The sequence below is a fragment of the Verrucomicrobiota bacterium genome (assembly GCA_039192515.1).
Taxonomy (GTDB): domain Bacteria; phylum Verrucomicrobiota; class Verrucomicrobiia; order Methylacidiphilales; family JBCCWR01; genus JBCCWR01.
Genome location: JBCCXA010000013.1, coordinates 26,042 through 53,028, shown reverse-complemented (window position 1 = coordinate 53,028; position 26,987 = coordinate 26,042). Strand labels below are relative to the sequence as shown.

Below are 26,987 nucleotides of genomic sequence, written 5' to 3'. Positions count from 1 at the left end.
TACAAGCATAGACCTCAAGTACTTATAAATACTTATCCTGGGTCTTGCTAGCGGTCAAATAACCCAGATTTAACAAAAGTGCCTCGTCGATCTGCCCAGTCTCTTTCAATCCTCTTGCTTGCTGGAACGACCTAATAGCCTCCTGCGTTTTCTGATCGAGCCGTCCATTGATTTCGCCTAGATAAAAGCCCTTATCCTTTAACTTTTTCTGAATCCCCATAGCAAAGGATTTTGAAACACTTTGTTTGGCATCATCCTTATCGGTTTCTAGTTCAGTCTTTTTCTCTTTAGGCTCTGTATGGTTGTTGTTCTGTTGAGGGCTGTAGCCTTGCTGGTATTTGAGTTGAGCCGAAGGATAGCCATTGCCTCCTGGATAAAAATGATCGCTGTAGATTGTTTCTGCTTCAGGATAAACATAGTATTTTCGAACAGTGACAGGCGGGTATGAGTAATAATAGCCATAGTGTTTAGGGTAGCATCGATAATTACTACTATAATTATAATAGAACTTGCTATGAGGACAGCTACGGTAGGAATAGCCTTTGCCACAGTAGCTGCGGCTACTAAAGCTAAATGAGATACCAGCCACCGCCTCATTTACCAAAGCACTAGCTATCACTATGATAAAAGCCAATACACCCTTGTTGATCATAAGTATTTTTCTCCTATTGCTTTCTTATTGACGCATTCCCATCTAGAATATTCAAATAGTGTCATTGCAAAAACGCCAAAGTTCTCTAATTAATTAGTTTTGCTAGGAACCGTCGTAAGTATGTTATATTAAAACTCACTAAACTTCACTAATCAATGCGTATTCTTTTTGTATGTACTGGAAATGTTTGTCGTAGCCCTATGGCGGAGGGGTTGTTCCGGGAAATGACCCGGTATACGCCTCATATCCAAATTGACTCTGCCGGTATGGGAGCGATGGCTGGACAAATGCCCAGTCGCAATGCCCAAGTGGTCATGAATGAGATGGATATTGATATCTCTGAGCAACGTAGCCAGCCCATTTCTGACGAACTGATAGCATCCTCTGACTATATTCTCGTCATGACCTACGGACACCTCGATACATTACTCATGTATTATCCTCAAGCGACTGAGAAGACTTTTTTAATTCGAGAGTTTACTCCTAACCTCGCACCTGAGCAACGTGAAGTCTCAGATCCCATAGGAGGTCCAGAAGCTGTTTACCGCATTTGTAGAAATCAAATTTTTGAAGCCCTTAAACACTTTCTAATAACTATCCAAGACGTCACTACAACTCCCGTGGAGGGAATTCCATCAACTGAGCAGAAATCCTCCAAAAGAATTGCTTTGGCCTCAGCGAGAACTGTCCAACCCTTTAAGGATTTGATCTGCACGTTTTTAGAAGCAGACCAATATGATCTTATAGATTTCGGGCCGCATGCAGAGGAGAGTGGAAGCACTGAACCTAGCTTTGACATGACTCCACAAGCCAATAAGGTGGCGCAGTATATCCAAGAGGGCAAAGCGGATCTAGGCATTCTCATTAGCTCGCAAAACCAGATCTCTCCCTGTCAAGCAACTCATCCTCACATTCGGACCCTGACGATTGAAAAACCTGAAGATTTTTCAACAGTCCACTTGAGCCCGAAGCATAATGATGCGAATATTCTATGTTTAGTGGCAGATAAAATAAGCCCTGAACAAGCTAAAAAGATTTTAAGTAACTGGATTGAACACAAAGACTTAGATAAGGACCAAACCATAATGGAAACACCCAAGACGATCATGCCATCCTCAACAACTGCCTCACTTAGTGAGACAGATTATGACATCTTCAGCGTTATCGAAAAAGAAAAGAAGCGTCAATTTTCAAACATCGAGCTCATCGCCTCTGAAAACTTTACATCACGCGCCGTCATGGAGGCACAAGGTTCTTGCCTGACCAATAAATATGCTGAAGGGTATCCCGGCAAACGCTGGTATGGCGGATGCGAAGAAGTCGATAAGGTAGAGGAAATTGCCATAGAACGGGCCAAAGAACTGTTTGCGGCAGATCATGTAAATGTGCAGCCCCACTCCGGCTCCCAAGCAAATATGGCAGTCTATTTCTCAGTACTTGAGCCTGGGGATAAGATCTTGACCATGGATTTGGCTCACGGTGGTCACCTCACACATGGCCACAAGATGAATTTTTCCGGTAAGCTGTATGATGTGCTCCATTACGGAGTCTCGCAAAAAAACGAGTGTATCGACTACGAGCAGTTGGCTATCACAGCTAAAGAATTTCAACCTAAGATGATCACTGTTGGAGCATCTGCTTATTCTCGCACTATACATTTTGATAAAATGGCAGAGATTGCAAAAAGCATAGGAGCTTACCTTTTTGCGGATATTGCTCATATTTCTGGTCTTGTTGCAGCAGGTGTTCACCCTTCGCCAGTAGGCTTAGCAGATTTCGTCACAACCACAACACACAAAACTCTTAGAGGACCCAGAGGTGGAATGATCATGTGCAAGGCAGACCATGCAAAGGCCATTGATTCTTTGATATTTCCGGGATCGCAAGGAGGTCCACTTATGCATGTGATAGCAGCCAAAGCAGTCTGCTACCTTGAGGCTCTTCAACCTCAGTTCAAAAGCTACCAAAAGCAAGTCGTTCGCAATGCAAAAGCACTCTCTGAGGGCATGAAAAAAAATGGCTACCGAATCGTCTCTGACACGACAGAGAATCACGTGATGCTCATCGATTTACAAGAAAAAGGTCTGACAGGTAAAGAAGTCCAAGAAGCTCTTGATCTAGCAGGTATCACAGTAAACAAAAACGCTATTCCATTTGATACTCAATCCCCTTTCAAATCTGGTGGTATAAGACTTGGCACACCTGCTGTCACCACACGTGGCATGAAAGAAGATGAGATGTTTGATATCGCAAACTGGATTCATTCTGGTATCGAAAACCGCAATGACCCCAACAAACTTGCGGACATTCAACAGGAAGTCATCGAATTTACCAGCAAATATCCTCTGCCTTATTAATGAACTAGCTTACTTCATCGTATTAATTAGTAGCCTTTTTAGACACTTGGAATACCTCACGTTGTCATAGGTTAGAACGGAATGATGCTATTAAGCCGCTGATATATACTGTAAGCTTCTGCTCTACGAAGGACTTGCAAAGTTCCACTCACTTTTATAACTTGTAGTGGTCTTGATATGATAGGTAGGGTTTCGTTATTTGTTATAAACTTTTTGATAATATGCGTCTTGTCTCTATACGCGCAAGATGAAGCTTTCCAGGAAATCAGACAGAAAACGATTCAGCTCTACACTAAAGCTAAATTTACAGAAGCTCTGCGTTCTGCAAATGAACTGATTACCCTAAAACCCTCAGACGCTTTTAGCTATAAACTTCGCGCCGCTATTTATGTTGACTTAGACAAATTTGCTGAAGCTCGAAAAGATTTTAGTCAAGCAGGCGAACTTGATCCCGATGACGCATTTACTCATTTTAATATCGGGGAAACTTACTTTTTAGACAAATATTATAGCAACGCTATCAAGCATTTTAGAAATTTCATGAAAAAAGAGCCCAACAATGAGCTAGCTCTCTTTAAGATTTTTCTGTGTAATATTTTGTCTGAGCAACAGCAAGAAGTAGATCAGGCCCTTAGCACTCTGCAACCAAGCCCGGTAAGTCCCTTGTACTACTTTGCCCATGCTGCGATCGCTTTTAATAAGGAAAATCCTGATAAAGCTAATGAATTGATCAGCACTGCAAATAACATCTATCCAAATGATCAAATCCTGACCTTTGTAGATTCTTTCCTTGAGTTAGGCTGGGTCAAAACAGATCAAAATGTTGCTAAACCAATTATTTCCGGTGACAAGCTTAAATCAATGAGCAGCCAATCCTTTCATGCAGAACCCATTGAGGCTCCAGTTCTTACTAAGCTTGAAGATTTACTACCTCTAGATGAGGAAGAGGACGAAGACAAAGAGAAACAAGAAGACAACAACCAATAAATTTTTTGAGCGCACTTCTAGAAAGATTCTTCAACTATCTGAGCAAAGCGCTGGTGAAACTGCTCCCAAGTAAAACTCTTCTCTACACTATTCCGAGCGCATAGACCTAAACTCTTGCAGAGAGAGCGCTCTTGGTAAAAATGTTTCATCAACTCCGCTGTTCTGTGGATGTTGTCACGCTCTACATGAAAAACACCATTCTCTTCACCAAGATCAAAACCACTCTCCTCAGTTGTAATAGTAACCAGTCCACAGGCGGCAGCCTCTACCAAGCTCTTGGCCAAACCCTCAGACTCCGTAGGCATGAGATTAATGTCGCATTGCACTAAATACTGCTCTGGAGTTGATGTAAATGGAATATATTTAACACGATCAGAAAGCTCACTTTCCACATCCTCCTTAACTGAACTATCAATCGCACCGATCATCCAAAATTCTGCATGGTCCAAGTTTGCCAATTTCCAAGCACTAATTGCCTGCCGTATACCTTTGCGTTCGCATAAACGACCAAAGAAAACAACTCGAAATACCTGATTATTCTCCCTTGATAAGCAAGAAAATTTTTCCAGATCTACTCCGCGGTGTGCAACATAAATACTTTCATCTTCGACTCCCTTATCAGTAAAGGTTTTTTTGCAAAAAGCTGAATGCACCACGATTCTATCGGCTACACCGTATTCTTCTCGTCTCCGTCTACAATCTAAGCCCATATCATGTAAAACGCGATTATGGTCGACATGATGAATTTCGGCATTCAAGACTGTAGGAATTCCTAAAGATTTAGCTTGAGTAAAAGTTTTTTTGGCACATCCACTCCAGCCGACAACTACATCATACAGACCAGGCTTAAGCCTCCGGCTAGCTGCCCAATCAAAAAAATGCTGTATCTTATTGTAATAGAGCTTAGAAGAAAAATTACTATATAGGCGTGACCAATTAATAAGCGGTCTCGAAGATTTAACACCCTCCATATCCACTTTGCCGCGAGTAAATAAATCCACTTCGTAACCCGCTTTAACAAGAGCAAATAACTCATGATCAACCTCTAAATCCAGACCATTATGGTTCATTTTACCATAATAAACATATAGCACACGTTTACCCATTGAATCATCCAGAGTGCTCAATCAAGAAAGTAATCTCAAGTCATAAGTATCAAACTCAGGTTAGATGTTGGTCGAACCTGAGCACAAATACCGTTAACTACCAGGGGCCAAAGCTCCATAGATAATCAATAAGTCAGAGTCGACTCCTCTGATAGCAACTGCCACTGGTGGCAATAAAGTAGATATAAAGATTTCAAGTAACCTCATCTAGAGAGATTAAGTATTTTCAGCCAAGCGAGGTTGAATTTTTATGCTAAGGATTATTCCCAAACCGCACCAGAACGAAGAGCTGTTTCCTTGAGCCATGATTGATAGTCCTCAGACTCTTCCACCATCAACCAGCCTTTCATACTGTAGTGACCGGTACCACACAACTGACCGCATACAATTTCGAATTCTCCTGTTCGAATCGGTGTAAACCACATAGGAACTTCTATACCGGGAATAGCATCTTGGGCGCTGCGCATCGCTTTAACCGCAAAATTATGAATGACATCCTTAGATGAAATACGAATGATTGCTTTCTGATTCACAGGTAAATGCATTTCCGTTTTGGCTAAAATATCATCTTTTGCAAACTCATCATTTCTATCGAGCCCTACTGGATTGTCAGATGAGATCAACGCTTCGTCCCGTTTTCCAAAAATACCATCTTGACCCGGGTAAACATAATTCCATCCAAACTGTTCTCCTATAGCATGAACAACTATGGCTTCTTTTTCGTCAGGAAACTCGTCCACTCGATCGGCCCATAAGGGCAATGCAAAACCCAACAGCAACACCGCCTCAATTAATACAACTGAAATTTCTAAGTGAGTTGAAACCTTATTCTTCACTCCGTGATAAGAGGCCTTAGGGTTCTTCCACCTATTAAACTTAAACAATGTTACAACGAAAAAAGCACTCCATCCAAGAAACAACAACAACATGAACCAATGGCAAAACTCCAGCATATGGTCAACTTGGAACCCATGTGCTGCAGCATTTTCCGGCATCCCTAAAAACTTATTAATGATTGCTAACATGACTCAATCTCCTAATGCTTCCTGAGTAAACTTTTGCTCGCGTTTAGCCAAAATAATTCCGCCAATAGTTAAAGCCCCCAAAACAAAACCAATAATGCACACCATCAAAAAAATCGCTAAGCTGATTGATTGAACAATATGATCATTTTTGTCTCCAAAGCACACAGTACAAGCTTGTAGCTTATTAGCAGCACCAAATGAAAGCATCAGCAATAAAACAAGTGCTGGGATCTTTGAAGAGATAGTCATCTTAATCTATATTAACCTTTTCAATTTTTTTGTAAAAAGCAAAACCATACACCACACATACCAGGGCAAATATTACGCCAGCTGCCGCCCCTATTAAATAAACTTGCTCGCCTGTAGAATTATAAACACTGCCACTCCAAGCGCTTAGCAATAAGGAGGCAAGAGTTGTTATTGTAACAAAAACTATATGAAACCATTTTAACGACATATCGAATTACTAATACTCTATTTTATTATAATAAGCTCCTAATGAGAGGACAAACAGGCCGATAACGAAAATGACAGCGAAAACGAGCACGATATAGACAAGTCGTTTCTCGTTATTTAAATGCATAAAGAACAATAAAACTAAAGACGCTTTGGCCGAAGCAATGAGCAAACCCAATGCGATATCCCAGGCCCCTATACCTTTTCCACCAATATCAAGCCACCAATAAGCAGCAACTGTTAAAAATGTTCCAACCAATAAACCATAAAGAACATTTCTATAAATCTTCATGTGATGGAGAAGATGCTCTCTCTCATGAGCTTCATTATGTTCTGCTACTGTGCCTTTTTCTGCCATACAATACTCCTAGAATAAATACATGATAGGGAATAGAAATATCCAAACAAGATCTACAAAGTGCCAAAATAATCCTGCAACCTCTATACGGTTTGCAAAATGTTGTCTATCTTTGAAAAAGAGTCTCGAGCCCCTACCCCCTGGCATAGGCAGCCAAAAATATGCCATGACAATGGCTCCACCTATGACATGAATTGCGTGCAACCCAGTCATAGTAAAATAAATGGCAAAGTAACCATTATATTTCGGATAGAACATCGAGCAACGAAACACTGCATCGCTATCTACTTTAATAAGTTGTTTAGAATGAGGAGGGTATTCTTCAAGCACACCTAATTTATCTTTAACCCAAGCCGTAAATTCCGTTTTCATGTCGGGGTGAGGCTCATAATCTTGATATTTTTTAATTCCCTCAAAATCGAAAGTATTTAATTTTTCCCCGTACTTGGCATACTTTTCATCCGCATTGATATATTTATGCCAGGGCTGATGCCTGTCTGGAGCAAGTATCAGATCTGGCATCTTTAAAGAAGCAAGCTTACCATCAACTTCAGTAAGCTTTTTGTTGAGGTCTTCTAGCTTTTTATCATAAGTAGGTAAATTGGACGAACCACTTCTTTCAGCCCAGGCTCTTTTATCACTAAGCGAGGAAATCTCAATTTTGAGGAGTCGGCTTTCTTTGTCTAAAGTTTTCTTTTCACTTAGGTAGCTTTTATATTCCTTCTTGTTCTTGAGGTGACCCGTGATTTCGATTTTATCTTCTTTAAGGAAAAGACCAAAGTGATTGAACTTGCCATTATATTCGTAGGATTTGATGCAAACAAAAAGTAATGAACACACCAGGGTTAATCCCATATACAAGCGAAATTTACCGAAATCGTTGAGCTTCACACTGAGCCACGCCATGACCACGGTTACACTAGATAAGATTAAGATGGTTGTATTAACCAAACCTGGCTCAACTTTCAGAAGCCCGTGGGGCCAGGTGCCATCCGGTGCACCAAGTCTTAAAAATAGATAAGCACTGAAAAGTCCCCCGAAAAGCATCACCTCCGAAGCCAGGAACAACCAAATACCAAGCTTTGCGTTGTATAGGCCTGTTTCAGGTCTTGGCTTAACTGTGTAAGGAATAACGTCCATCTATTTTTTCTGCCTTTAGCTAAACACTAACTGAGTTTTCCTTGTGGTGAGAACTCCTCCTCAGAGTCAGGAACATTATATTCATAAGGGCCTTTATCCACAATGGGCTCCGAAGTAAAGTTTCCGTGGCCAGGAGGCGTAGGGGCAAGCCACTCAACCGTCGTAGATTGCCAAGGATTATCGACAGCTTTTTTACCCGTTTTGATACTCGCGAAAAAGTTAATGATGAATGGGATCTGTGCAATAAACAGACCGATCGCTGACCAAGTCATGATTTCATTGAGCTGAATATAGGTGATTCCTTTGAAGCCAAAAATTTGAGTCCACTCGATCACGCGTTGGGTTAATTCATAAGATTGACCACCGTCATACCAACGACGGTGAAACCCTGCCATGCCTTGCAAGAACATAGGCAGAAAGATTCCGTTCATAAACAATAATGAGGGCCAAAAGTGCACTTTACCCCAGAACTCGTTCATGTGTCTTCCGGTAACTTTGGGATACCAATGATATATACCAGCTAATAAGGCGAAAATAGTGCCCGGTGCAATAATATAATGGAAGTGACCAATCACATAATAAGTGTCATGCAGATATAAATCAATTGTGCTGAATGCCAAAGGTATTCCCGTCAACCCGCCTATGCCAAACATTGGCAGGAAGGCAGTGGCAAAGCACATGGCGGTATTAAAACGAATAGAGCCACCCCAGAGCGTAATAAATAAACAACTGATTAAAATTACTGAGGGAATGGAAATAATGATGGTAGTGGTCTGAAACCACATACTAATGGCAGAACCCATGCCTGTGAGATACATGTGGTGGGCCCAGACGATAAAAGATAGGAAGCCCAAGACAAAGATAGAGACCACCATCAATCTGTAACCATAAATTGGCTTGCGTGCATTGGTAGTTAGAATCTCAGCAATGATTCCGAGAGCCGGCAGAATTAAAACATAAACTTCAGGATGAGCTAAAAACCAAAACAGGTGTTGCCATAACAGAGGGCTTCCGCCACCGCTTATCTCAAGCACTTCGCCGCCTACGTACAAGCCGCTAGGCAAAAAGAAGCTGGTATCAAACACGCGATCCACCAGCTGCATGATTCCAGCGGCTTCTAATGGAGGAAAAGCCAGAAGCAGCAAAAAGGCTGTGATAAATTGCGCCCAGCAGAAGAACGGTAAGCGCATCCAGGTCATGCCTTTGCAACGCAGTTGAATAATGGTAGCTATAAAATTGACAGAACCTAAAAGAGAAGCCGTGATTAAAAAGACCATGCCAAGCAACCACATAGTCTGGCCATTCCAAATATCTAGATAGGTTCTATCGGCTAAATTTGCCAGAGGTGAATACGAGGTCCAACCTGACTTTGCTGCACCTCCCGGAACAAAAAAACTTGCCAGCATGACAGCACCCCCAACTGCTTGAATCCAAAAGCTTGCCATGTTAAGTCTAGGGAAGCACATATCAGGAGCACCGATTTGTAATGGAACCATGTAATTTCCAAAGCCACCAAAAGCTAAGGGGACTATAGCTAAAAAGACCATGATGGTACCATGCATAGCCCCGAAGGCGTTGTAGAGATCCGGTGACATTTTTCCATCAGGCGCCATTCCTCTGCCCGCAAAGCGTTCTAATAAATCTCCAACAATGGGAATAGCTTCACCTGGATAGGCAATCTGCCAGCGCATAAGACCAATTAAGATAAAACCGACGAGTAAAAAGAGAAGTGATGTTATACTGTATTGAATGCCAATCGTTTTATGATCAGTAGAAAAAATATACTTTTGCCAAAAGGGTAAGTCATGATGATGCGTATCTGCATGACTATCTTTTTCTGCTTTTGCTACGACGCCCATTTGTTCCTATCTCCAATCACTTATATATTTTTTATGAGTCTAAAACCGATCCTTTTAATTTCTTGAACCTTAGTCAGTTAAGCAACAGTTAGCAACTCTTAGATAATAATTTTTAGCTATTCATTAGGAGTGTTTGCAGCTTCTGCACCAGCAGCATCGGCCGCATTGATAATGGGCCCAGCTGGCAATGACTCCAGTTCTGCTTCTGTCCATGGTTTTGTTCTGCTAGCCATCTCCTCTCTCATCTTAGCCACCTCCTCAGGCAAAATTGGGCCTGCCGAATGCTCCCAATCTGAATTGCCTCGAATAAAAGTGAGAACAGCTGCTATATCTCTATCGCTCAACATTTTCTCCCAAGCCTGCATGACCCCACTGTAGGACTGTTTGGTGCCATTGATATGAATTGGTCCTTCAAGTCCTTTAAGCAGCACTCCGACAAGTCTTTGATTTTTGTCTCCAATAACCCAGTCAGAAGCGGTCAAAGGTGGATAGATACCTGCTTGTCCCAATCCCGAAGACTGGTGACAAGATGCACAGTTCGAAGAATAAATTCTTTTACCTCTCTTCATCAGTTTAGCAATCGGGTCGTCTCCAGCACCTGTAGCAGATCCCACCTTCTTTGCAGAGGTGGCATCGTCCCCGCCACCGAAAGCAAAAGCCCCACCAGCCCGTTCGTCATACTCCTCAGGATTGAACCCACCACCATACATCCCCATGTAAAGACCACCAAAAAACAGCAATCCTCCTATGAGCGTAATAATCCAAAGCGAAATTGGTTCATTACCATCCTCGGGTTCTCTCTTTTCACGCAAAATGGGTTCATGGATACTCTTTACGCCATGATCTTCACGATAGTCTAATGCCTGCTCATCCTTTTTAGCACCATTCTGAGCATTGCTTTTAGGTTTATTTGAAGGTGTATTAATTCTATCACTCATCAAAAGGAGCCTCCGGTAGTGGATAAGAACGGTTTAAAGACAGAAGATAGGCCACTAAGGCTTTCGCCTCCTCAGTTGGAATTATTTCGAACCCTTCCTCAATTTTCTCGCCAACCTCAAGTAAGGCATCTGGAGAAGGATCTCCTTCTATCTTCTGTTTTCGATACAAATACTTATAAGGCGACATTGTTGACCAGCTGACCTTACTCTGAGGATTATACAAATGTTCATGATGCCAACGCTTGTCACGTAAACGAACTCCAACATTGGTAAGATCTGGACCCGTACGCATGGTTCCCAAAAAAACTGGTTTTTGATTGATATAATCCCTAGCCACTGTGCGACGACCACCCCAACCTCTGGCAATATCGGAACCTTGATGTGATGGACGCACTTGCTGAGTATGGCAATAAATGCAACCATTGGCAGCATAAGCTTTCATCCCTGTTATTTCTAAACCCGTTAATGCTGGAGGATTACTTGTACCCTCATCTTCATCTTCAAATGGGGGAAGATGTCCCAACTGAATATAAGGCATGATAACAAGTCCTACCCAACTCGTGATAAAGGTTAAAAAGAATCCAATAAATAATGTCCTTAAATGATTCATATTTCTGATAAAAATGTACTACCACTTACTTCTAAAATAGGTTGGGCCTCCTGTTTTCCGTCCCAAATTCAAAAGCATAAGCACAAAATGAATGGCAAAAGCAATATGCCCTACAGCAAGTGCTAAGCCCGATAGAGAACGACCAATTCGATAAGGTAATGCCTGGTCAACTACACGTTCAAAAATGACATTAGCATCTGCCAGTAAAAAACCTTGTACCAAGCCCCCTATTGTTAAGGTCCCTACCATGAAAATAATACCGTAGGCACAACACCAGAAATGAATCTTAATTAATGCTGCCGATCGCCATTCGCAATCAACCAGTCGAGGAACAATGTAATAAAAAGAGCCAAACATAATCATGGTGAAGAAGGCATAGAGCCCAAGGTGTGCGTGGCCTATGGTGTAATCGGTAAAGTGAGTAATCTCATTTAAAGAACGAATCGCCATGGAACTGCCTTGCAAGCTCGCAATAGTGTAAGACATCGCTCCGAAAACAATAAACCTTAGGGTAGGGCTAAATGATAAAATATGAAAATTACCTTTAACAGTCATATGATGATTTACTGCAGTCACAACTACTGGAATTACCATCATGACACTTGCCACAATACTTGCAGTAATGACCCACGCTGGCAATGGCCCGCCAATCAAATGATGTCCGCCATTCCAACTGTAAAATAAGGCTAAGGCCCAAAAACCAACTGCTGAGAGATAATAACTATGGACAGGGCGACCTATCACTTTAGGAATAAAGTAATAGGCGGCAGCCAAGCCTATGGGAGTGAACCAAAGGCCTAGAGCGTTATGTCCATACCACCAATTAATGATACCCTGCGCGGATCCTGCAACAGGCGTAATTAAGAAAGCAATATTTGCTGTGCCATACAACCAGGGAAACCAAAAGAGCGCTGCTATAATATACCACTGAGAGACATAAACATGCCCCGGCTTACGCCTTAAGAACATATCTACCGCCCAGATAGCAACCAAGGCGTATGAAATGAACAGAAATAGTGTTGCGTAAGCAGGAAACTCTAACCATTCAATAGAAGTACTATAACCTGCTAAAATGGATACAATTCCAACTACCATTCCTATATTCCAAAAGACACCTGCTGCGCATACTAAACCACCGAGACGTAAAGGAGTGTGGCATAGTCTAGCCATCAGCCATATAGCCACCCCTAAGGCTGCTGCAGAAGCCCAGCCATAAGCAACCGCATTTAAGTGTGCAGGTCTAACTCGACCAAAATTTAGAAATCCAAAATCAACTCCAAACATGCCGTTGAAAAACTGTGGATCATGCAGTTTGAAGGAAGCCAACAACCCAAATGTAGTTCCAGCTAATAGCCAAAAGATAGCACTACCCATGAAGAGGAGAACCGGTGTTCGACAGGACTTGTCGATCGCTGCTCTGCGCTCAGCATCCGTCATTACAGGCTTCCCTTTATTAGGCTCTGATACCTTTGAATCTTTATCTATAACTTTCGCCATGGTAAGAATCTTTTATTCTTCTTTTCTTTCTTTCTGGCAATTTCCTCTTGAACATTTATCCCAGGAAATGAATCCGTAATTTCCCCAATTGGTTCATCTTCTCCAAAAATTGTCTCTGAGCCTTTTGTCATGTCCCGAAATTGCCCGGTAGAGGCTGCCCAATATAATGCGCATATAGCACTTCCTCCAAAGCAGATCATTGACCCAATTAAAATAATATAAAATGCGATTATCATAAGCCAGACCCCTCCTGTTTAAAAGCTGGCGATTTAATAGCCGTTGGGATTGGAGGAGCCGTCATAGGAACAGCTTCAACGTCCTTATTTTTCAATATTTTGATAGCTTTCATCATAGCCTCATCAATACCTTCCATTGCTTTAGCATCCTCCTCTTGTAACTTTGCTATATTCTCATAACGGGTTTCCGCTTGAACATCTTCCACATTAGGATTTTTTGTGTTTCGGTAATCGATAACCACAAGGGTAAGCACCGTTATAAAAACAAAACCAGAGCTGGCCAGCACCGCTACACCGAGAACAGGAAATTTCTTATCTTTCGTCATCATCTAATCATTTCTAATTTGTCAGGGTTACCGACTCAAATAATCTAGGATCTTTATGTGGAAACAATGCTCCTTTGGTTAAAAACTTCATGAAGAAAAAGCCAAGCACTCCTACAATGACAAACAAACTAAAGATATCAAAGAAGTGAGGAGCAAAACCATGCATATGGCTAACATCATGATGTGCTTCTCTAAAATCAAAATGAGGCAGCACTACCCAATAAATATCTAGAATATGCATCAATAAGATAAAGCCAGCAATGATCATAAGACGTCGTTGATCCCATTTCGCAGGTTGCGTCAATAGAGCTAGAAAGGGTAGTATGAAATGGAATATTACGAGGCAAACACTGTAATAGTTCCAACTACCGAAGTTACGAACCGAATAAAAAATAGTCTCTTCAGGAATATTGGCATAGTAGATCAGCATGTACTGGCTGAAGGAAACATAGGCCCAGAAAACAGTGAAAGCGAAGAGTAGCTTACCCATGATGTGGTTATGTTCTACCGTAAACACTTCATTTAGATATCCGGCATTCCTAAGACAGTTACTAACAATAATGAGAAGTGCCATAGAACTTTGAGCACAACCGGCAAAGATATAGACCCCCCACATCGTTGAGAACCAGTGATGATTTAGTGCCATAAGCCAGTCGATGGCTGCAAAGGTCAAGGCCAAGGCAAAAAAGACAATGCCAGGATAGGCGATCTTACGCATGATCAAGTTTGTATGCTGATTAACTACGCCAAACTTGATGTCCTCATCCCCAACCTTATCTTGTTTCATCGAATAATGCCTTAAGACATAGGCCAAACCGATAAGGGTTGCAAAATACAACACCACTCTAATAGAGAAAAACCAATGTTCCAAAAAGCCCGCTTTCCAGTCATAAATGAGATCTTCGTACTTCTTTAGTGTCCACCATTCCAAAAGGCTCCAATCAAAAAACAAAGGCTGAACCCAAATAAACCAGGCCAACGGTAGAAATAGGAACAAAAGAACTACTGACAGTAAGGCCATATGCTCTAGGATTCTACGCACCACAACCGACCAAGCGGCATCTACTGCATGATGAAGTAGGACCCAGAATAGACTCCCTGATACAATGGTAAAACCCACCATGTAAGCGAATAAGTAAGAATGCGCAAAGTGGCGGAATACCCTTTGAGGATCTGCAATAAATACCGAGACCAGCAAAGTAATTAAAATTCCTAGGAGGCCAATACCAGCCCCTGTTGCAAAAGCCAACTGAAGTAAGCGAAACCTTCCCAGATCAAATTTCTCTTCACCAGGCGCTGTATGTGTTGCATGGCCCATAAATCAAACTCCTATTGTGATAGACTTTCCGTTGTTGATTGTTTAGATGCAGTCTTAACTTTCGCGATATCATCAACTGCGTCTGCTTCTTCAAGTGTTGAGCTAGCCTCCTCTTCCATGCTCTCTTCTTCTAAATCTGGCTGGGGGGGCATCATAGAAGCAGCAGTGGCACCTTCTTTAATCTGCAGGGCACGAATATAAGCTACGATCGCCCACCTATCCTTCACTTCAATATGTGAATATGGCCCCATCTGACCTTTGCCTTTAACGATTGTATAATATATCTGGCCATCTGGTTGTTGTTGAATTCGTTCGTCGACCAAACTTGCAATACCACCTAGCCCATACTGTGAGACAATGCCATTGCCTATGCCGGTTGCACCGTGACAGACCTGGCAATTAATCACATAGCGCTCTTTTCCTCTTTCGAGTAGCTCTGCGGTTACTTCCACGGGTAAGCCGTTTCCCCAGTCACCTTTCATCTGACCAGTTAAAAGATATTCGTCGCCAATTGGCTGGTCGAACGACAGAGTGCCTTGAATAGGTTTGCGGTTACTTCTGCCATCTGCAAAGAAGTCCGTGGATGTTTGCGCTTTATACTTAGGCTGATGATCCATATCAGGAAATATCTCAATTGGTGGTTCTAGGAAAAAGCGTCCCGGCTTACTTTCAGTTGCCAGTCCAAAAATCTCATAGGTATCTCTTCTGAAGCCAAAAAAGATGACAACAGACAAAATTAAAATGATAAAAGCTGCGAAAAAAAATCTCATGCTTCTTCCTTAATCAAAGTGACATCAGTCCCCCCTAAAGACTCTAAAAATTCCTTGGTCTCCTTTTCGGCAAACAAAGGATCCCTAGATTGAATGATAATAAAAAACCCGTCGTCGTTTACTCTCTCTGAAAACAAATCCCAATTGAAAGCTGGGTGGTACCAAGCTGGTAAACGGTTAAAGACCAACATCCCACCAATAGTTCCAAACGCGGTTAGCAGAATAGTGAGCTCAAAGAAAATAGGAAAAGTAGGTTCAAAAGCGAAGTAAGGCTTACCTTGAACAATAAGTGGATAATCGATACCCGAGCTATAAAATATCAGTATCAGAGCTGTTAAAAATCCTGTAACACCCCCTGCCAAAGACACAGCGGAAACTCTTGAATTACCTAAGCCCATGGCGGCATCCATGCCATGAATGGGAAATGGCGAGTGAACATCCCAACGTCTAAACCCTTTGTCACGAGCCTTCTCAGCAGCTTCCATAAGTGCCTTCGGGCTAGCAAATCGCGCACCCATGCCATAGACTATTTCTGTATTTTTTGCTCGACGCTTCATTTCTCATCCCCTTTTCCATCACCATCAGGTACATCATTATGTGGATCAGCCTGGGGCATAACTGCCTTGACTTCAAACATCGTGATCATCGGTAGAAAACGAACAAAGAGGAGAAAGAGGAACATGAATAATCCTATGGTTCCAACAAACAAAGTAATATCCACCCAACTTGGTGAGAAGTATCCCCAGGCACCAGGCAAAAAGTCTCGGTGAATAGAAGTAACAATAATCACAAAACGTTCAAACCACATCCCCACGTTTGGCCCCAAAAATACAATGGCCCAGCACCAATACACATTCTTGCGGAAATACTTAAACCAGAAAAACTGCGGAGCAATCACGTTACAAATCATCATCAACCAATACGACCACCAGTAAGGTGCTGGATCCACGCCCGCTAGAGGTCCGAAAATATAGGGATCTGCCACTCTGTTATTTAAAAAGGCCCACCACTCATAAGGATTTGCCCCATACCAGGCAATGAATAGCTCACTGAGATAGGCATAACCAACAATCGTTCCAGTAAGCACGACAATCTTGGACATATTGTCGATGTGCTTGATGGTAATGATATCGTGCAACTTGAATATCGCCCGGAAAGGAATCAAAAGCGTTAGCACCATAGCAAAACCGCCAAAGATAGCTCCCGCGACAAAGTAAGGCGGGAAAATTGTCGTATGCCAACCAGGAATCACTGAGGTAGCAAAGTCGAAAGATACGATACTATGAACTGAAAGAACCAGTGGCGTCGAGATACCCGCCAAGATAAGATAAGCTTTTTCATAATGCCTCCACTGGCGGTTAGATCCACACCAACCAAGTGAGAAAAAACCATAAGCCCAAGCCTTGATTTTATTTCCCATCTTAATCGCCCGATCTCGGAAGGTTGCTAAATCTGGGATCAATCCTACATACCAGAAGATCAATGAAACGGTGAAATAGGTTGAAACCGCAAAGACATCCCATAGAAGCGGACTTTTAAAGTTTGGCCAAATGGCATTGGCATTAGGAACAGGAGCCAAGAACCAAACCAACCAGAAACGTCCCACGTGGAAAGCGGGAAAGATACCTGCACAGATTACTGCAAAAATGGTCATTGCCTCTGCTGATCGGTTCACAGCAGTTCTCCACTTTTGGCGGGTCAAAAAAAGAATCGCAGAAATCAACGTTCCCGCGTGACCGATACCGATCCAGAAAACGAAGTTAGTAATATCCCAGGCCCAACTCACCGGCTGATTCAAACCCCAAATACCCACTCCAGTCGCCACCAAGTAAATCAACATGGCAGGCACAAGTGTGGCGATTAATCCACAAGGCACGATTGAAATCCACCACCACAATGGCGCTTTGGCTTCGCAAATACCGGACACACGCTCTGTGATCCAATGAAAACTCCGGTTGTTATCAACCAAGGAGCGTTTCTCCATCATATTGCCTTTTGCAGGCCCAAAAGCTAACTCATTCATTAATGGTATTCTCCTGCCTTAATTGAATGTTTTTCATCCTTTTTGTGCGAATTACCATAGGCATGTTCGTCATCTGACCCATGACCTTTGTCATGAGATTTCCCGTACTTTTTCTTTTTAGCCTTTTTATGCTTTTCGTGCTTTTCAAGCTCATATTGGAACTCATCAGCAACAAGATGCGCATCTGGCATACGCGGGTTGGGATTTCTCAAACGAGCAAGATAGGTTGTTCTCGGCTTCACGTTCAAATAGCCCAGCACACTATAATTATGGTCCAACTTGATATGCTGACTAACTGCACTGCCAGGATCACTCTTATCACCAAAGACAATACAATCTGCCGGACAAGCTTGTTGGCAGGCCACCAGAACAGAATCTCGCTTGATTCTGGTATTTTTAGAATCACGAGCTTTGACCTTGGCATTTATCTTAGCCTCTTGTAAGCGTTGCACACAGTAAGTGCACTTCTCCATCACGCCTCGCATACGAACAGTCACATTAGGATTCTTAGACATCTTAACAGTCTCCGGTGAGCCCTTGGGTGATGGTGCCCCCCACACCTCAGAGAATGGAGGATTATAAATTTTGTCTAACTCGCGTTGGTTATAGTCAAAGTAGTTGAAGCGCCTGACTTTGTAAGGACAGTTATTTGCGCAATAGCGGGTTCCTATACAACGGTTGTAAACCATGACATTTAAACCGTCTTCACTATGAACTGTCGCGTTAACAGGGCAAACCGTTTCACAAGGAGCATTCTCACAGTGCATGCAACTCACAGGCTGATTTAACATCGCGTGAGCATCTTCATCAGAACCACTGAAGTAACGATCCACTCGAACCCAATGCATCTCCCGACCCTTCATAACCTGATCACGCCCTACAACCGGAATGTTGTTCTCACTTTGACAAGCGACAATACAGGCATTACAGCCTGTGCAACTGGTTAAATCGATAACCATTGCCCATTGATGTTCATCGGTAAGAGGAGGTGGCTCATAGAAAGATTCAATCGGAACTGGTGAGTGGCCTTCCACACCCAGGTAACTTGTAAAGTCAGGATACTTTTTATAGTAATCGAGCGGAGCTTCACGAACAATAGCACGTCCCTCCATGCTGTGATGTTCTTGGGTAACAGCTAGCTTCTGCTCCTTTTTATCTACTTTTTCTATGGAGACACCTTCCGATGCGAAACCATGAAAATCATAATCTAATAACTTGTAGGCGTCATAGCCACAATCTTCACCAACAAACCCGGTACTTGTTCTACCGTAGCCGAAAGAAACGGTAATTGAATTTCTTGCGTGACCTGGATTCTTGAGAATAGGACCTTCTACAACCTTATCACCCACCTTTACTCTGACGATATCTGAGGTTTGTATTCCTCTCACCATCTTGCTTTCAAGCCCTAATTCATCCGCAGTCTTAGGATTGATCAAGATGGCGTTATCCCAAGTCAACTTTGTAATAGGATCTGCTGCCTCTTGCATCCAGGCATTATCAATGTAACGCCCATCATCCATGCTATAGCTTGGCACAAAGACTAACTCTAGTTCATCTTTGTCAACACCGGGTTGGATGCCGTTGCGCGATAGATACTTTGCCACTCGACCCATTCGTAAAGAAGGTATGACTTTCTTTGGAGTCTGCTCTTCAAGAAACCCTCCATGAACAAACCTTTCCCATAGGGCTTTGAAGTCATATTCGTCTGCTGGCTCCGAGGATAAGCGATTGCGGAATGTTTCCTTCACTAGCTCCATAGGTAATTCAACCACCCCCATTAGTTTACTCAGAAATTCGATTTGGGAGATTCCCCCATAGAGGGGTAAAATCAATGGCTGGATTGAGAGATAAGTCCCATCAAGTGACAAAGTGTCTCCCCAACTTTCTAGATAATGAGCCGCCGGAATTTGCCAATGGGCAATAGCACTTGTCTCATCATCGAAAAGCCCCCAACGAACTATTTTCTTAACCTTTTTCCAAAGCTCTTTGTACGCCCCCACTTTAGGCAAGTCATATACAGGGTTTCCGCCAAGAATAACCACTGTCTCTACCGCTCCACTATCTACTTGCTTTGCCATCTCAGCAATCGAAGCAAATTGAGTATGCTCTTGCTTCTCTGGTGCAAAACGAACTGTCATTGTTTTGCCCAAGTTGCCTAGTGCTTCATTCAGGCTGTAAACTAATAGCTGAACCGGTGCTGCATGCGTGCTGCCAATATTGACTATACTTTTTCCAGCGTGAGCTACTAAATCCTTGGCCGATTCCTCTACCCATTTTTTATCAATATGATCGGGTAATTTAGCCTTTGATGAAGCAATCGCCGATTCTAAAGCAGGTGAGGTCTTGCCCTCCTTGACACAGACTTTCGCTATTTCAACAACGAGCCCTGGGATATGGCTCCTTTGTAGACATAGTCGGTGATCTGCCACGCCACCTGTCATGGTAAAGCGATTCTCAGCAACGTAAAGACGGCTCATCTTATCTGTGGGCTTCCTTACCTTGCGCTTTTTAGAAAAAGCTTTGACCGCACTGACACCACCTTCATCCGTTCCCAAGAAGTCGCAATCCAAAGAATAAACAAGATCAGCCTTGTCATAATGAGGTAGAATCTCAATATTTTCTCCAAAAGCTAAGCTTTTAGCTTTTTCTTCATCTCTGCCGAGTAATGGGTCGTATTCCGTCCAGGTCAATTGAGGATAGAGCTGCAGTAGCTGGTCTCTCAATCGATCCCTAGTAGGAGACATCACTTTGTCCACCAGAAATGCCACACCTTTGCCACCTTGCTTATCTAGGGCGCCTTTCAGCTCATCCCACATCTGGTTCCTGTCTTCAGCAGAAACTTTCTTTCCATCTTTTTTCCAAATTTTAGACCGGTGTGGATCGTAAAGGTCAAGAATAGATGCTTGGGCAAAACCAGTTGTTCCACCTGTCGTAGGTTTGTAAAGATGATTCCCATCTATTTTGATAGGACGACCTTCATAGCTACTTACCAACAATGGCAAAGCGCCCCTTCTTCCTGGATATGCCGTAGCATAACGAACGGTTTTCCCAGGCACCATCCACTCAGGTGTCTCCGTAAAAGGAACAATATGAGCTTCAGGACGACGACATCCGGATAAACCCAAGCCTGCTAGCGCCATCGACGCTCCCATTAGCTTCAAGAAACTGCGGCGGGATGTGTCTCCTCCCCAGAATTCATTAGCGCCAGCAGGAAATTCTCTTTCTAACCATGAATGAAACTCTGGCGACTCTGCGTACTCCTCTAGGCCGCGCCAATAACGCTTACCTGTCGCCTTCGTCATCTCGTTACTGCTATTTGCTTCGTTCATTACCTGTGACATCCTGCACAACTTACTGGAGGATTAACATTCCAAGCTTCAACATATTTTAAGCCTTGCTCGATTTGCGATTCCTGGGAGTCCGCTTGCCAATCTAAGTTATAAATCTCATTCAGTGGCCGAAGGTTCTTTTCCGGAGCACGGTGACAATCCAAGCACCATCCCATACTCTGTGAGTGTTCATGCCAGACCACCCGCATCTCATTGACCTTACCATGACAGCTATAACAACTGACTCCTCGATTAACATGCACGGCGTGGTTGAAATAAACATAATCTGGGGATTTGTGAATCTTAACCCATTCAACCGGAGTCCCCGTTTCCCAACTTTCTCTCAAAGCGGCCAACTTCGGGCTGTTCATCTTTACTTGGCTGTGGCAATTCATGCATGTTTGCGTGGTTGGAACATTTGAGTGCGCAACCTGTTCAACGCCAAAATGACAGTAACGGCAATCTAAGCCTAGCTGACCAACGTGGAGCGAGTGATCATAGGGAATGGGCTGATTAGGCATATAACCAACACGCGTATACTTTGGAGTACAGTAATAAGTTATGCCCAAGACCACAGTGGTCTTGATACAAACGACCGCTATCACAACCTTTATAGCTAACCAATTTGTCCAACGCGGAAATATGTTTGCCATCTATATATTTCTAATTTTGATTAAGACCCTCAATACACCTATCGGCATCTAACTCGAACCATAGAGAATATCGGACCTTTACTAAACTAACTTTAGGTCGATAACCATCGCACCAAAGCATGGGGCATTTCTAAACAAGGCTTGCACTTCATGCAAGAGAATGATTTTACGTATTTAATATTATAAGTAATACTTATTTTTATGAAGTTAAATCTAATTAGATTTTAATACCATTTAAAGTTTAATCATGGACAAAGCAAAAACTTAAAAATATCCTGAAAGCCTGATGAATATTGAGATAAATCGATATACACTTTTTCAAAATGAAATACATCAAAAGAATCCGAAACATCTATTAATTTTTAACTTGAAGACAAAAGCAGCACTTATAACTTATGCAACAGTTTGAACTATCATTTGAATTTCTTCCGACTTCGGTAATTCTAAACTTATAAATAAATTTGGCATGAATAATAGAATTGCACAAATACAGTATCGACCTGGGCTACATTACTTCTCCATCTTTACGGCCATTTCCACCCTATTTCTTATATGTCTGGGGGGACAAGTCACTAGCAAGGAAGCAGGCATGGCAGTCCCGGATTGGCCGACAACTTTTGGAGAAAGCATGTTTCTTTACCCACTCAGTAAAATGGTTGGAGGTGTTTTCTGGGAGCATTCTCACCGACTTGTTGCATCAGCAGTTGGCCTCTTCACACTTATTCTAGCGTATTGGGTGATGATTAAAGAAAGGAGGAAGTCTCTCAAAATCATGGTTTGCATTGCAGTAGTTAGCGTAATTATTCAAGGGTTACTAGGGGGGCTTCGAGTGGTTCTTGTATTGCCAGAAATAGGTATTTTTCATGCAGCATTAGCTCAGAGCTTCTTTTGCTTAGTTACTTGTATTGCCGTCATGACATCGCGCTATTGGATTAATAAGTCACAGAGGCAGGATATCCAGCCACTACCTTTTAATATAAGCAAATTCACTTTAGGGCTAACCCTGGTCATTTTCCTTCAGCTGATGATAGGCGCCGTATTACGCCATGAGCACGCAGGTCTCTCTATTCCGGATTTTCCTCTTCATTATGGCAAAGTGATTCCTCCCCTAGATCCAGGGTATCTTGAGACACTAAATGATTTTCGTAACGAAATTTTACATATGCCACCAACTTCTACTGCTCAGATTTTTCTACATTTCATACACCGCCTAGTCGCCTATAGTATTATTGCCCTATTTATAGGCAGCTACATATGGCTAGCAACCAGGCATGCTTCCAGCTTTAGACCCTTTCGCAAACCCATTACCATATGGGGAGGATTGATTTTTTTTCAAGCAGCTTTGGGCATTGCGACGGTCCTGACTTTAAAAGCTGCAGAAGTAGCTACTTTGCATGTGGCCAATGGGGCAACAATCCTAGCTTTCGGGGTTGTGATAAATCTCATTATCTGGCAGCATCACAAGCTTTCAGAAAGCATCAGGGCTCAAGGCCCGGATATCAAAAGATCTAAAAAAATGGTTGAATCAGTGGTGTAATGGATACAAAGCAAGTAACACTAGAAGAACTAGATACGTCTAATGGTGTGGAAACCGAAACACCAAGCAGGTTTGCTATTTATTCTGAACTTACTAAGGCTCGATTAACCGTTCTTGTCTTGCTCACAACTCTTGCAGGTTTCCTACTGGCATCTAATGAAAATGTTAACTATGTCCACTTACTTCACACCTTGTTTGGAACTGGGCTGCTCGCTGCCGGAGCATCTGCCTTGAACCAATGGATGGAGCGCAAGTGGGATGCATTGATGAAACGCACTTGTCAAAGACCACTACCTGCCAAGCATATTCGTCCTGGCGAGGCGCTTGCCTTTGGCGTAGTTAGCTCAGTCATAGGTACCTTCTACTTATTAGCAGCTGTAAACGTGCTCTCCGCTGTCATTGGTTTAGCAACGCTTCTATCTTATATCTTGCTCTACACTCCTCTTAAAAGATATACCGCCTTCAATACACTCTTAGGCGCTATTCCCGGAGCGCTTCCGCCTGTTATCGGTTGGGTAGCCGCTAAGGGCACTTGGGACACCGGTGCATGGATACTATTTGGCGTGCTCTTTTTCTGGCAGATACCGCACTTTTTATCTATCAGTTGGATTTATCGTGAGGACTATGTGAATGCGGGGTTCCGCATGTTGTCTAACGACGACAACACGGGAGAGACCACTGCTCGTCACGCTATCTTTTACTGTATTGCACTTGTTGCCGTATCCTTATTACCCCTCTTTACAGGTATGACAAACCTCATTTATTTTTCAGGAGCGTTTATTCTTGGAGCTACTTTCCTAGCCTTTTGCTTCCGGTTCATGAACGAACGCACTTACCCGAGAGCTAGAGCTTTGTTCTTGGCTTCAGTTCTTTACCTTCCTTGTTTACTCGCTTTAATGACCCTTGACCAAGCATAATCAATTATCCTCATATGAGTGAAACACCCTCTCGATCCTTCATACACACTTACGGCTTTAGCTTGGTCTTGCGCTTTGTTGCTGTTATTATTACAGGACTCTTGGCCATCGTGGTCTTTCAACATTTCCAAGCGCGTCAAAAATTAGCGAATCAACACACCATAGAAATACCCAAGCGCCAGGTTCCTGAGTTCTCACTTACTGAACGTTCCTCCACGGAAGTCACAAGAGAATCACTCAAAAACAAAGTTTGGGTCGCTAATTTTATATTCACCACATGTCCTACGGTTTGCCCTATCATGACACGCCGAATGAAAGCTCTGCAGGACGAAGTTCTTAAGCAGGACGTAGAGCTACAGCTGGTTTCCTTTTCCATCGACCCTGAGACAGATACTCCTCAGGAATTACAAAAGTATGCTAACCTGCACGGTGCTGATCCGAAACGCTGGTGGTTTTTAACAGGTCATCCTGACACCATCTTTAATATTGCAAGATACGGTTTCGCTCTGGGCTTTGTCGAAAACCCAGAGGAAGACAGAAATAATATTGGACGCTATGCGCATAGCAGCAAGTTCGCCCTGGTTGACAAGGAAGGTTTCGTCAGAGGCTATTATGACAGCCAGGCGAAGGCATTCATTCAAGACATCCTGCGCGACGCACAGGGCCTAAGGACACTCTACTAGCCTTAAGGACTTTATTTCTCTCATGGAAAACTTTGATTTCCCGCTTCTCAACAGTACGCTTAATGCTCTTTCAGCCCTACTCCTTGTCATAGGACTTATCTTTATTAAACGTGATAAAAAAATTGCTCATCGAAATACAATGATTGCAGCGACTACAGTCTCAGGCCTCTTCCTTATTAGCTACTTGACCTACCACGCTATACATGGATCCACAAAATTTACTCACGAAGGCTCTGTAAGATTTATCTATTTTTACATCATCCTTTGGCCTCATGTCATACTGGCAGTAGTGAATTTACCTATGATCATCATCACTTTAAAACATGCTATACAGGGCAATTTTGAAAAGCACAAACGGATTGCCCGTTGGACTTGGGGAATATGGATTTATGTTTCTGTTAGCGGTGTTTTAGTCTATATGATGCTGTATCAATGGTTTCCTCCTATTAAAGGCTAGAAGCCAATGACCCACACATCATGAAACAAGAAAAGGGATCAACCACCCCACTCGCACATTCCCACGCCACGAACCTTAGTTTTCTTCTCATCTTAGGTCTGATCCTGCTTGTTCCGGCAGCAATGTATGCACCTCTCATTGACCGCGATGAACCACGCTTCTCACAAGCGACTGTGGAAATGATGGACCGGCATGATTGGATCATTCCCACATTCAATCAACAATTTCGCTTTGATAAGCCTATTTTGACTTACTGGATGATGCGTTTTTCTTACATGGCTTTAGGAATTAATGAATTCGCCGCACGCTTGCACACCATAGTATCTACTCTACTTACCGCGCTTGTACTCTATTGGATAGGGTTCCGTTGGTTTGGTAATAAACGTGTGGGCCTGCTTGCCGGCCTTAGTTACTTGACTACCCTGCAAGTCCTACTTCATGGAAGATTAGCGGTTGCGGATGCCCCGATGATACTAGGAGTAGTTCTCGTCCATATAGCACTCTATGAGCTCATTATCAAGAAGCGAACCTCTGAAGTTTATCCATGGAAATGGTTTGGTCTATTATACGGTGGAATGGCTTTCGGATTTCTTGCAAAAGGCCCTATCATTGTCTTTGTCCCTATTCTCACCCTTTTGCTCTATCGATTCGTTTTTCGGCGAAAGCCTATAGAAAAAACCTGGCTGACTCTAAAACCTATTTTAGGGCTAAGTATAGCAACGCTTATAGTGGCAGCATGGGGCATACCAGCTCTAATTATAACCAAAGGAGGCTTCTGGGCCGAAGGAATTAACGAACATATTGTCAAACGCGGGACAGAAGCGTTTAATGGCCGAACCTTTCTTTTTGTATTCTACCTCATCACTTTCTGGATTAGCTTCTTTCCTTGGTCTACTAAGTTTATTCCAATGATAGCAAACCTTCGCTATCACTATGATGTCAGACACGCTTTCCTTTTGGCCTGGTTTATAAGCCCTCTTTTGATTTTCACTTTCTATGCTACCCAGCTCCCCCACTATATTTTACCAGGTTTTCCAGCACTCTGCTTACTTTTTGGAGCTTACATAGAATCTGGAAAAACACTTTCAGCTAGGGTAAAAAGCATTTCATCTTTTAGCACTTGGCTCTTGGTTGGACTAATCAGTCTTATCCCTATAACCTTTCTATCCTTCTGCCTTTTTCTACCTTTTCCAGAAAAATGGATACCATTGCAAAAATGCTTGCTAGGCTTTTCCGTAGGGCTCTTAGGCATCATTGCTCTAACTTTTCAAGCAAACATGAGAACTTACTGGCTCATATTGGGTGCCTGCACCCTAAGTAGCCTGGGCTTTGCTTTTGGAGTAGCCTCTATTAAACCTACCGTTCCCGCACTCCAGCTTAAGGAGCATATGCGAAGCATGCCAGAGAATACACGTTTCTTTGGCTATCGTTATTTCGAACCCAGTCTGATTTTTTACAGTAATAGACTTTGGAATGAGCCCCAGAGTCTGGATGCGATTACCGCACTTGCCTTTTCACAACGCGGTCCAACCTTTTTTGTTTTACGTGAAAGAGAATGGAATCTTGGCGACTTCTGGAAACATCTAACCGGCCAAGATATTTTCCCTAAGCCAGCAGAATTACAACACCATCAAAGCCTTGGGGAAGCCATTGATCAACTCACCTCCAATGGTTACCAACAAAAGACCATTGAAGGCCTCAACCTGGGCCGCACTAGCTGGGTCAAACTTCATATCCTTTGGCGAGAATAATA

At 42.7% G+C, this 26,987-nt stretch carries 26 protein-coding genes; 7 read left to right on the top strand and 19 right to left on the bottom strand.

All coding sequences use genetic code 11. From position 1 onward, the window contains the following. Positions 1 to 22: 22 nt before the first annotated feature. Positions 23 to 652, bottom strand: coding sequence for a peptidoglycan-binding domain-containing protein (locus tag AAGA18_07610; protein ID MEM9445206.1), 630 nt, complete (start codon positions 650 to 652; stop codon positions 23 to 25). A gap of 155 nt (positions 653 to 807) precedes the next feature. On the opposite strand from AAGA18_07610, the gene AAGA18_07605 reads away from it, so the two are divergent. Both AAGA18_07605 and AAGA18_07600 read left to right on the top strand, forming a co-directional pair. Further along, positions 808 to 3,009 carry a serine hydroxymethyltransferase gene (locus AAGA18_07605; GenBank protein ID MEM9445205.1) on the top strand — a complete coding sequence of 734 codons (2,202 nt, stop codon included), beginning with the start codon at positions 808 to 810 and terminating at the stop codon, positions 3,007 to 3,009. Between the two features lie 228 nt (positions 3,010 to 3,237). Beyond that, the gene (locus AAGA18_07600; GenBank protein MEM9445204.1) at positions 3,238 to 3,996 is read left to right on the top strand and encodes a tetratricopeptide repeat protein; all 759 of its coding nucleotides are present in this window, start codon (positions 3,238 to 3,240) and stop codon (positions 3,994 to 3,996) included. Between the two features lie 17 nt (positions 3,997 to 4,013). Here AAGA18_07600 and AAGA18_07595 read toward each other — a convergent pair whose 3' ends face one another. The 18 genes from AAGA18_07595 to AAGA18_07510 form a co-directional block, all read right to left on the bottom strand. Beyond that, the gene (locus AAGA18_07595; GenBank protein ID MEM9445203.1) at positions 4,014 to 5,066 is read right to left on the bottom strand and encodes a glycosyltransferase; all 1,053 of its coding nucleotides are present in this window, start codon (positions 5,064 to 5,066) and stop codon (positions 4,014 to 4,016) included. A 296-nt stretch (positions 5,067 to 5,362) separates the two neighbouring features. Then, entirely contained in the window at positions 5,363 to 6,127 is a 765-nt protein-coding gene (locus tag AAGA18_07590) for a cytochrome c oxidase subunit II (protein MEM9445202.1), read from the bottom strand. A gap of 3 nt (positions 6,128 to 6,130) precedes the next feature. Beyond that, positions 6,131 to 6,376 carry a hypothetical protein gene (locus AAGA18_07585; protein MEM9445201.1) on the bottom strand — a complete coding sequence of 82 codons (246 nt, stop codon included), beginning with the start codon at positions 6,374 to 6,376 and terminating at the stop codon, positions 6,131 to 6,133. 1 nt (position 6,377) lies between these two features. Beyond that, positions 6,378 to 6,584 (bottom strand): hypothetical protein, encoded by a 207-nt coding sequence (locus AAGA18_07580; GenBank protein ID MEM9445200.1) that lies wholly within the window; start codon positions 6,582 to 6,584, stop codon positions 6,378 to 6,380. Between the two features lie 9 nt (positions 6,585 to 6,593). Then, entirely contained in the window at positions 6,594 to 6,941 is a 348-nt protein-coding gene (locus AAGA18_07575; protein ID MEM9445199.1) for a cytochrome C oxidase subunit IV family protein, read from the bottom strand. Positions 6,942 to 6,950: 9 nt separating this feature from the next. Further along, a complete protein-coding gene (locus AAGA18_07570; GenBank protein ID MEM9445198.1) occupies positions 6,951 to 8,081 on the bottom strand; it encodes a cytochrome c oxidase subunit 3 in 1,131 nt (376 codons plus the stop codon). Between the two features lie 26 nt (positions 8,082 to 8,107). Then, positions 8,108 to 9,940 (bottom strand): cbb3-type cytochrome c oxidase subunit I, encoded by a 1,833-nt coding sequence (locus AAGA18_07565; GenBank protein ID MEM9445197.1) that lies wholly within the window; start codon positions 9,938 to 9,940, stop codon positions 8,108 to 8,110. A gap of 116 nt (positions 9,941 to 10,056) precedes the next feature. Then, positions 10,057 to 10,878, bottom strand: a complete 822-nt coding sequence (locus AAGA18_07560) for a cytochrome c (protein ID MEM9445196.1) — start codon at positions 10,876 to 10,878, stop codon at positions 10,057 to 10,059. Then, positions 10,871 to 11,488: a cbb3-type cytochrome c oxidase subunit II gene (locus AAGA18_07555; GenBank protein ID MEM9445195.1), complete on the bottom strand. Its 618-nt coding sequence runs from the start codon at positions 11,486 to 11,488 to the stop codon at positions 10,871 to 10,873. The genes AAGA18_07560 and AAGA18_07555 overlap by 8 nt, the downstream gene beginning before the upstream one ends. An 18-nt stretch (positions 11,489 to 11,506) precedes the next feature. After that, positions 11,507 to 12,985: a cbb3-type cytochrome c oxidase subunit I gene (locus AAGA18_07550; GenBank protein ID MEM9445194.1), complete on the bottom strand. Its 1,479-nt coding sequence runs from the start codon at positions 12,983 to 12,985 to the stop codon at positions 11,507 to 11,509. After that, entirely contained in the window at positions 12,970 to 13,221 is a 252-nt protein-coding gene (locus AAGA18_07545) for a cbb3-type cytochrome oxidase assembly protein (GenBank protein MEM9445193.1), read from the bottom strand. The genes AAGA18_07550 and AAGA18_07545 overlap by 16 nt, the downstream gene beginning before the upstream one ends. Beyond that, positions 13,218 to 13,550 carry a hypothetical protein gene (locus tag AAGA18_07540; GenBank protein MEM9445192.1) on the bottom strand — a complete coding sequence of 111 codons (333 nt, stop codon included), beginning with the start codon at positions 13,548 to 13,550 and terminating at the stop codon, positions 13,218 to 13,220. The genes AAGA18_07545 and AAGA18_07540 overlap by 4 nt, the downstream gene beginning before the upstream one ends. Positions 13,551 to 13,560: 10 nt before the next feature. Next, positions 13,561 to 14,865: a hypothetical protein gene (locus AAGA18_07535; protein ID MEM9445191.1), complete on the bottom strand. Its 1,305-nt coding sequence runs from the start codon at positions 14,863 to 14,865 to the stop codon at positions 13,561 to 13,563. An 11-nt stretch (positions 14,866 to 14,876) separates the two neighbouring features. Beyond that, positions 14,877 to 15,635, bottom strand: a complete 759-nt coding sequence (locus AAGA18_07530) for a cytochrome c (protein ID MEM9445190.1) — start codon at positions 15,633 to 15,635, stop codon at positions 14,877 to 14,879. After that, the gene (locus AAGA18_07525; protein MEM9445189.1) at positions 15,632 to 16,192 is read right to left on the bottom strand and encodes a DUF3341 domain-containing protein; all 561 of its coding nucleotides are present in this window, start codon (positions 16,190 to 16,192) and stop codon (positions 15,632 to 15,634) included. The genes AAGA18_07530 and AAGA18_07525 overlap by 4 nt, the downstream gene beginning before the upstream one ends. After that, positions 16,189 to 17,658, bottom strand: coding sequence for an NrfD/PsrC family molybdoenzyme membrane anchor subunit (gene nrfD / locus AAGA18_07520; GenBank protein ID MEM9445188.1), 1,470 nt, complete (start codon positions 17,656 to 17,658; stop codon positions 16,189 to 16,191). Before nrfD ends, AAGA18_07525 begins: the two co-directional genes overlap by 4 nt. Further along, positions 17,658 to 20,999: a TAT-variant-translocated molybdopterin oxidoreductase gene (locus AAGA18_07515; GenBank protein MEM9445187.1), complete on the bottom strand. Its 3,342-nt coding sequence runs from the start codon at positions 20,997 to 20,999 to the stop codon at positions 17,658 to 17,660. Before AAGA18_07515 ends, nrfD begins: the two co-directional genes overlap by 1 nt. Beyond that, entirely contained in the window at positions 20,987 to 21,640 is a 654-nt protein-coding gene (locus tag AAGA18_07510; GenBank protein MEM9445186.1) for a cytochrome c3 family protein, read from the bottom strand. Before AAGA18_07510 ends, AAGA18_07515 begins: the two co-directional genes overlap by 13 nt. 466 nt (positions 21,641 to 22,106) lie before the next feature. Here AAGA18_07510 and AAGA18_07505 point away from each other — a divergent pair, with 466 nt between their 5' ends. From AAGA18_07505 to AAGA18_07485, 5 genes are read left to right on the top strand one after another with little or no spacing between them, the layout of a single operon-like run. Further along, positions 22,107 to 23,177, top strand: a complete 1,071-nt coding sequence (locus tag AAGA18_07505; GenBank protein MEM9445185.1) for a COX15/CtaA family protein — start codon at positions 22,107 to 22,109, stop codon at positions 23,175 to 23,177. Continuing rightward, positions 23,177 to 24,094, top strand: coding sequence for a heme o synthase (cyoE, locus tag AAGA18_07500; GenBank protein MEM9445184.1), 918 nt, complete (start codon positions 23,177 to 23,179; stop codon positions 24,092 to 24,094). Before AAGA18_07505 ends, cyoE begins: the two co-directional genes overlap by 1 nt. A 14-nt stretch (positions 24,095 to 24,108) precedes the next feature. Continuing rightward, positions 24,109 to 24,777: an SCO family protein gene (locus AAGA18_07495; protein ID MEM9445183.1), complete on the top strand. Its 669-nt coding sequence runs from the start codon at positions 24,109 to 24,111 to the stop codon at positions 24,775 to 24,777. Positions 24,778 to 24,799: 22 nt separating this feature from the next. Then, on the top strand, positions 24,800 to 25,234 hold the full coding sequence (locus AAGA18_07490; GenBank protein MEM9445182.1) for a DUF420 domain-containing protein: 435 nt from the start codon (positions 24,800 to 24,802) through the stop codon (positions 25,232 to 25,234). A gap of 20 nt (positions 25,235 to 25,254) precedes the next feature. Beyond that, positions 25,255 to 26,985, top strand: coding sequence for a glycosyltransferase family 39 protein (locus AAGA18_07485; protein ID MEM9445181.1), 1,731 nt, complete (start codon positions 25,255 to 25,257; stop codon positions 26,983 to 26,985). Positions 26,986 to 26,987 lie beyond the last annotated feature (2 nt).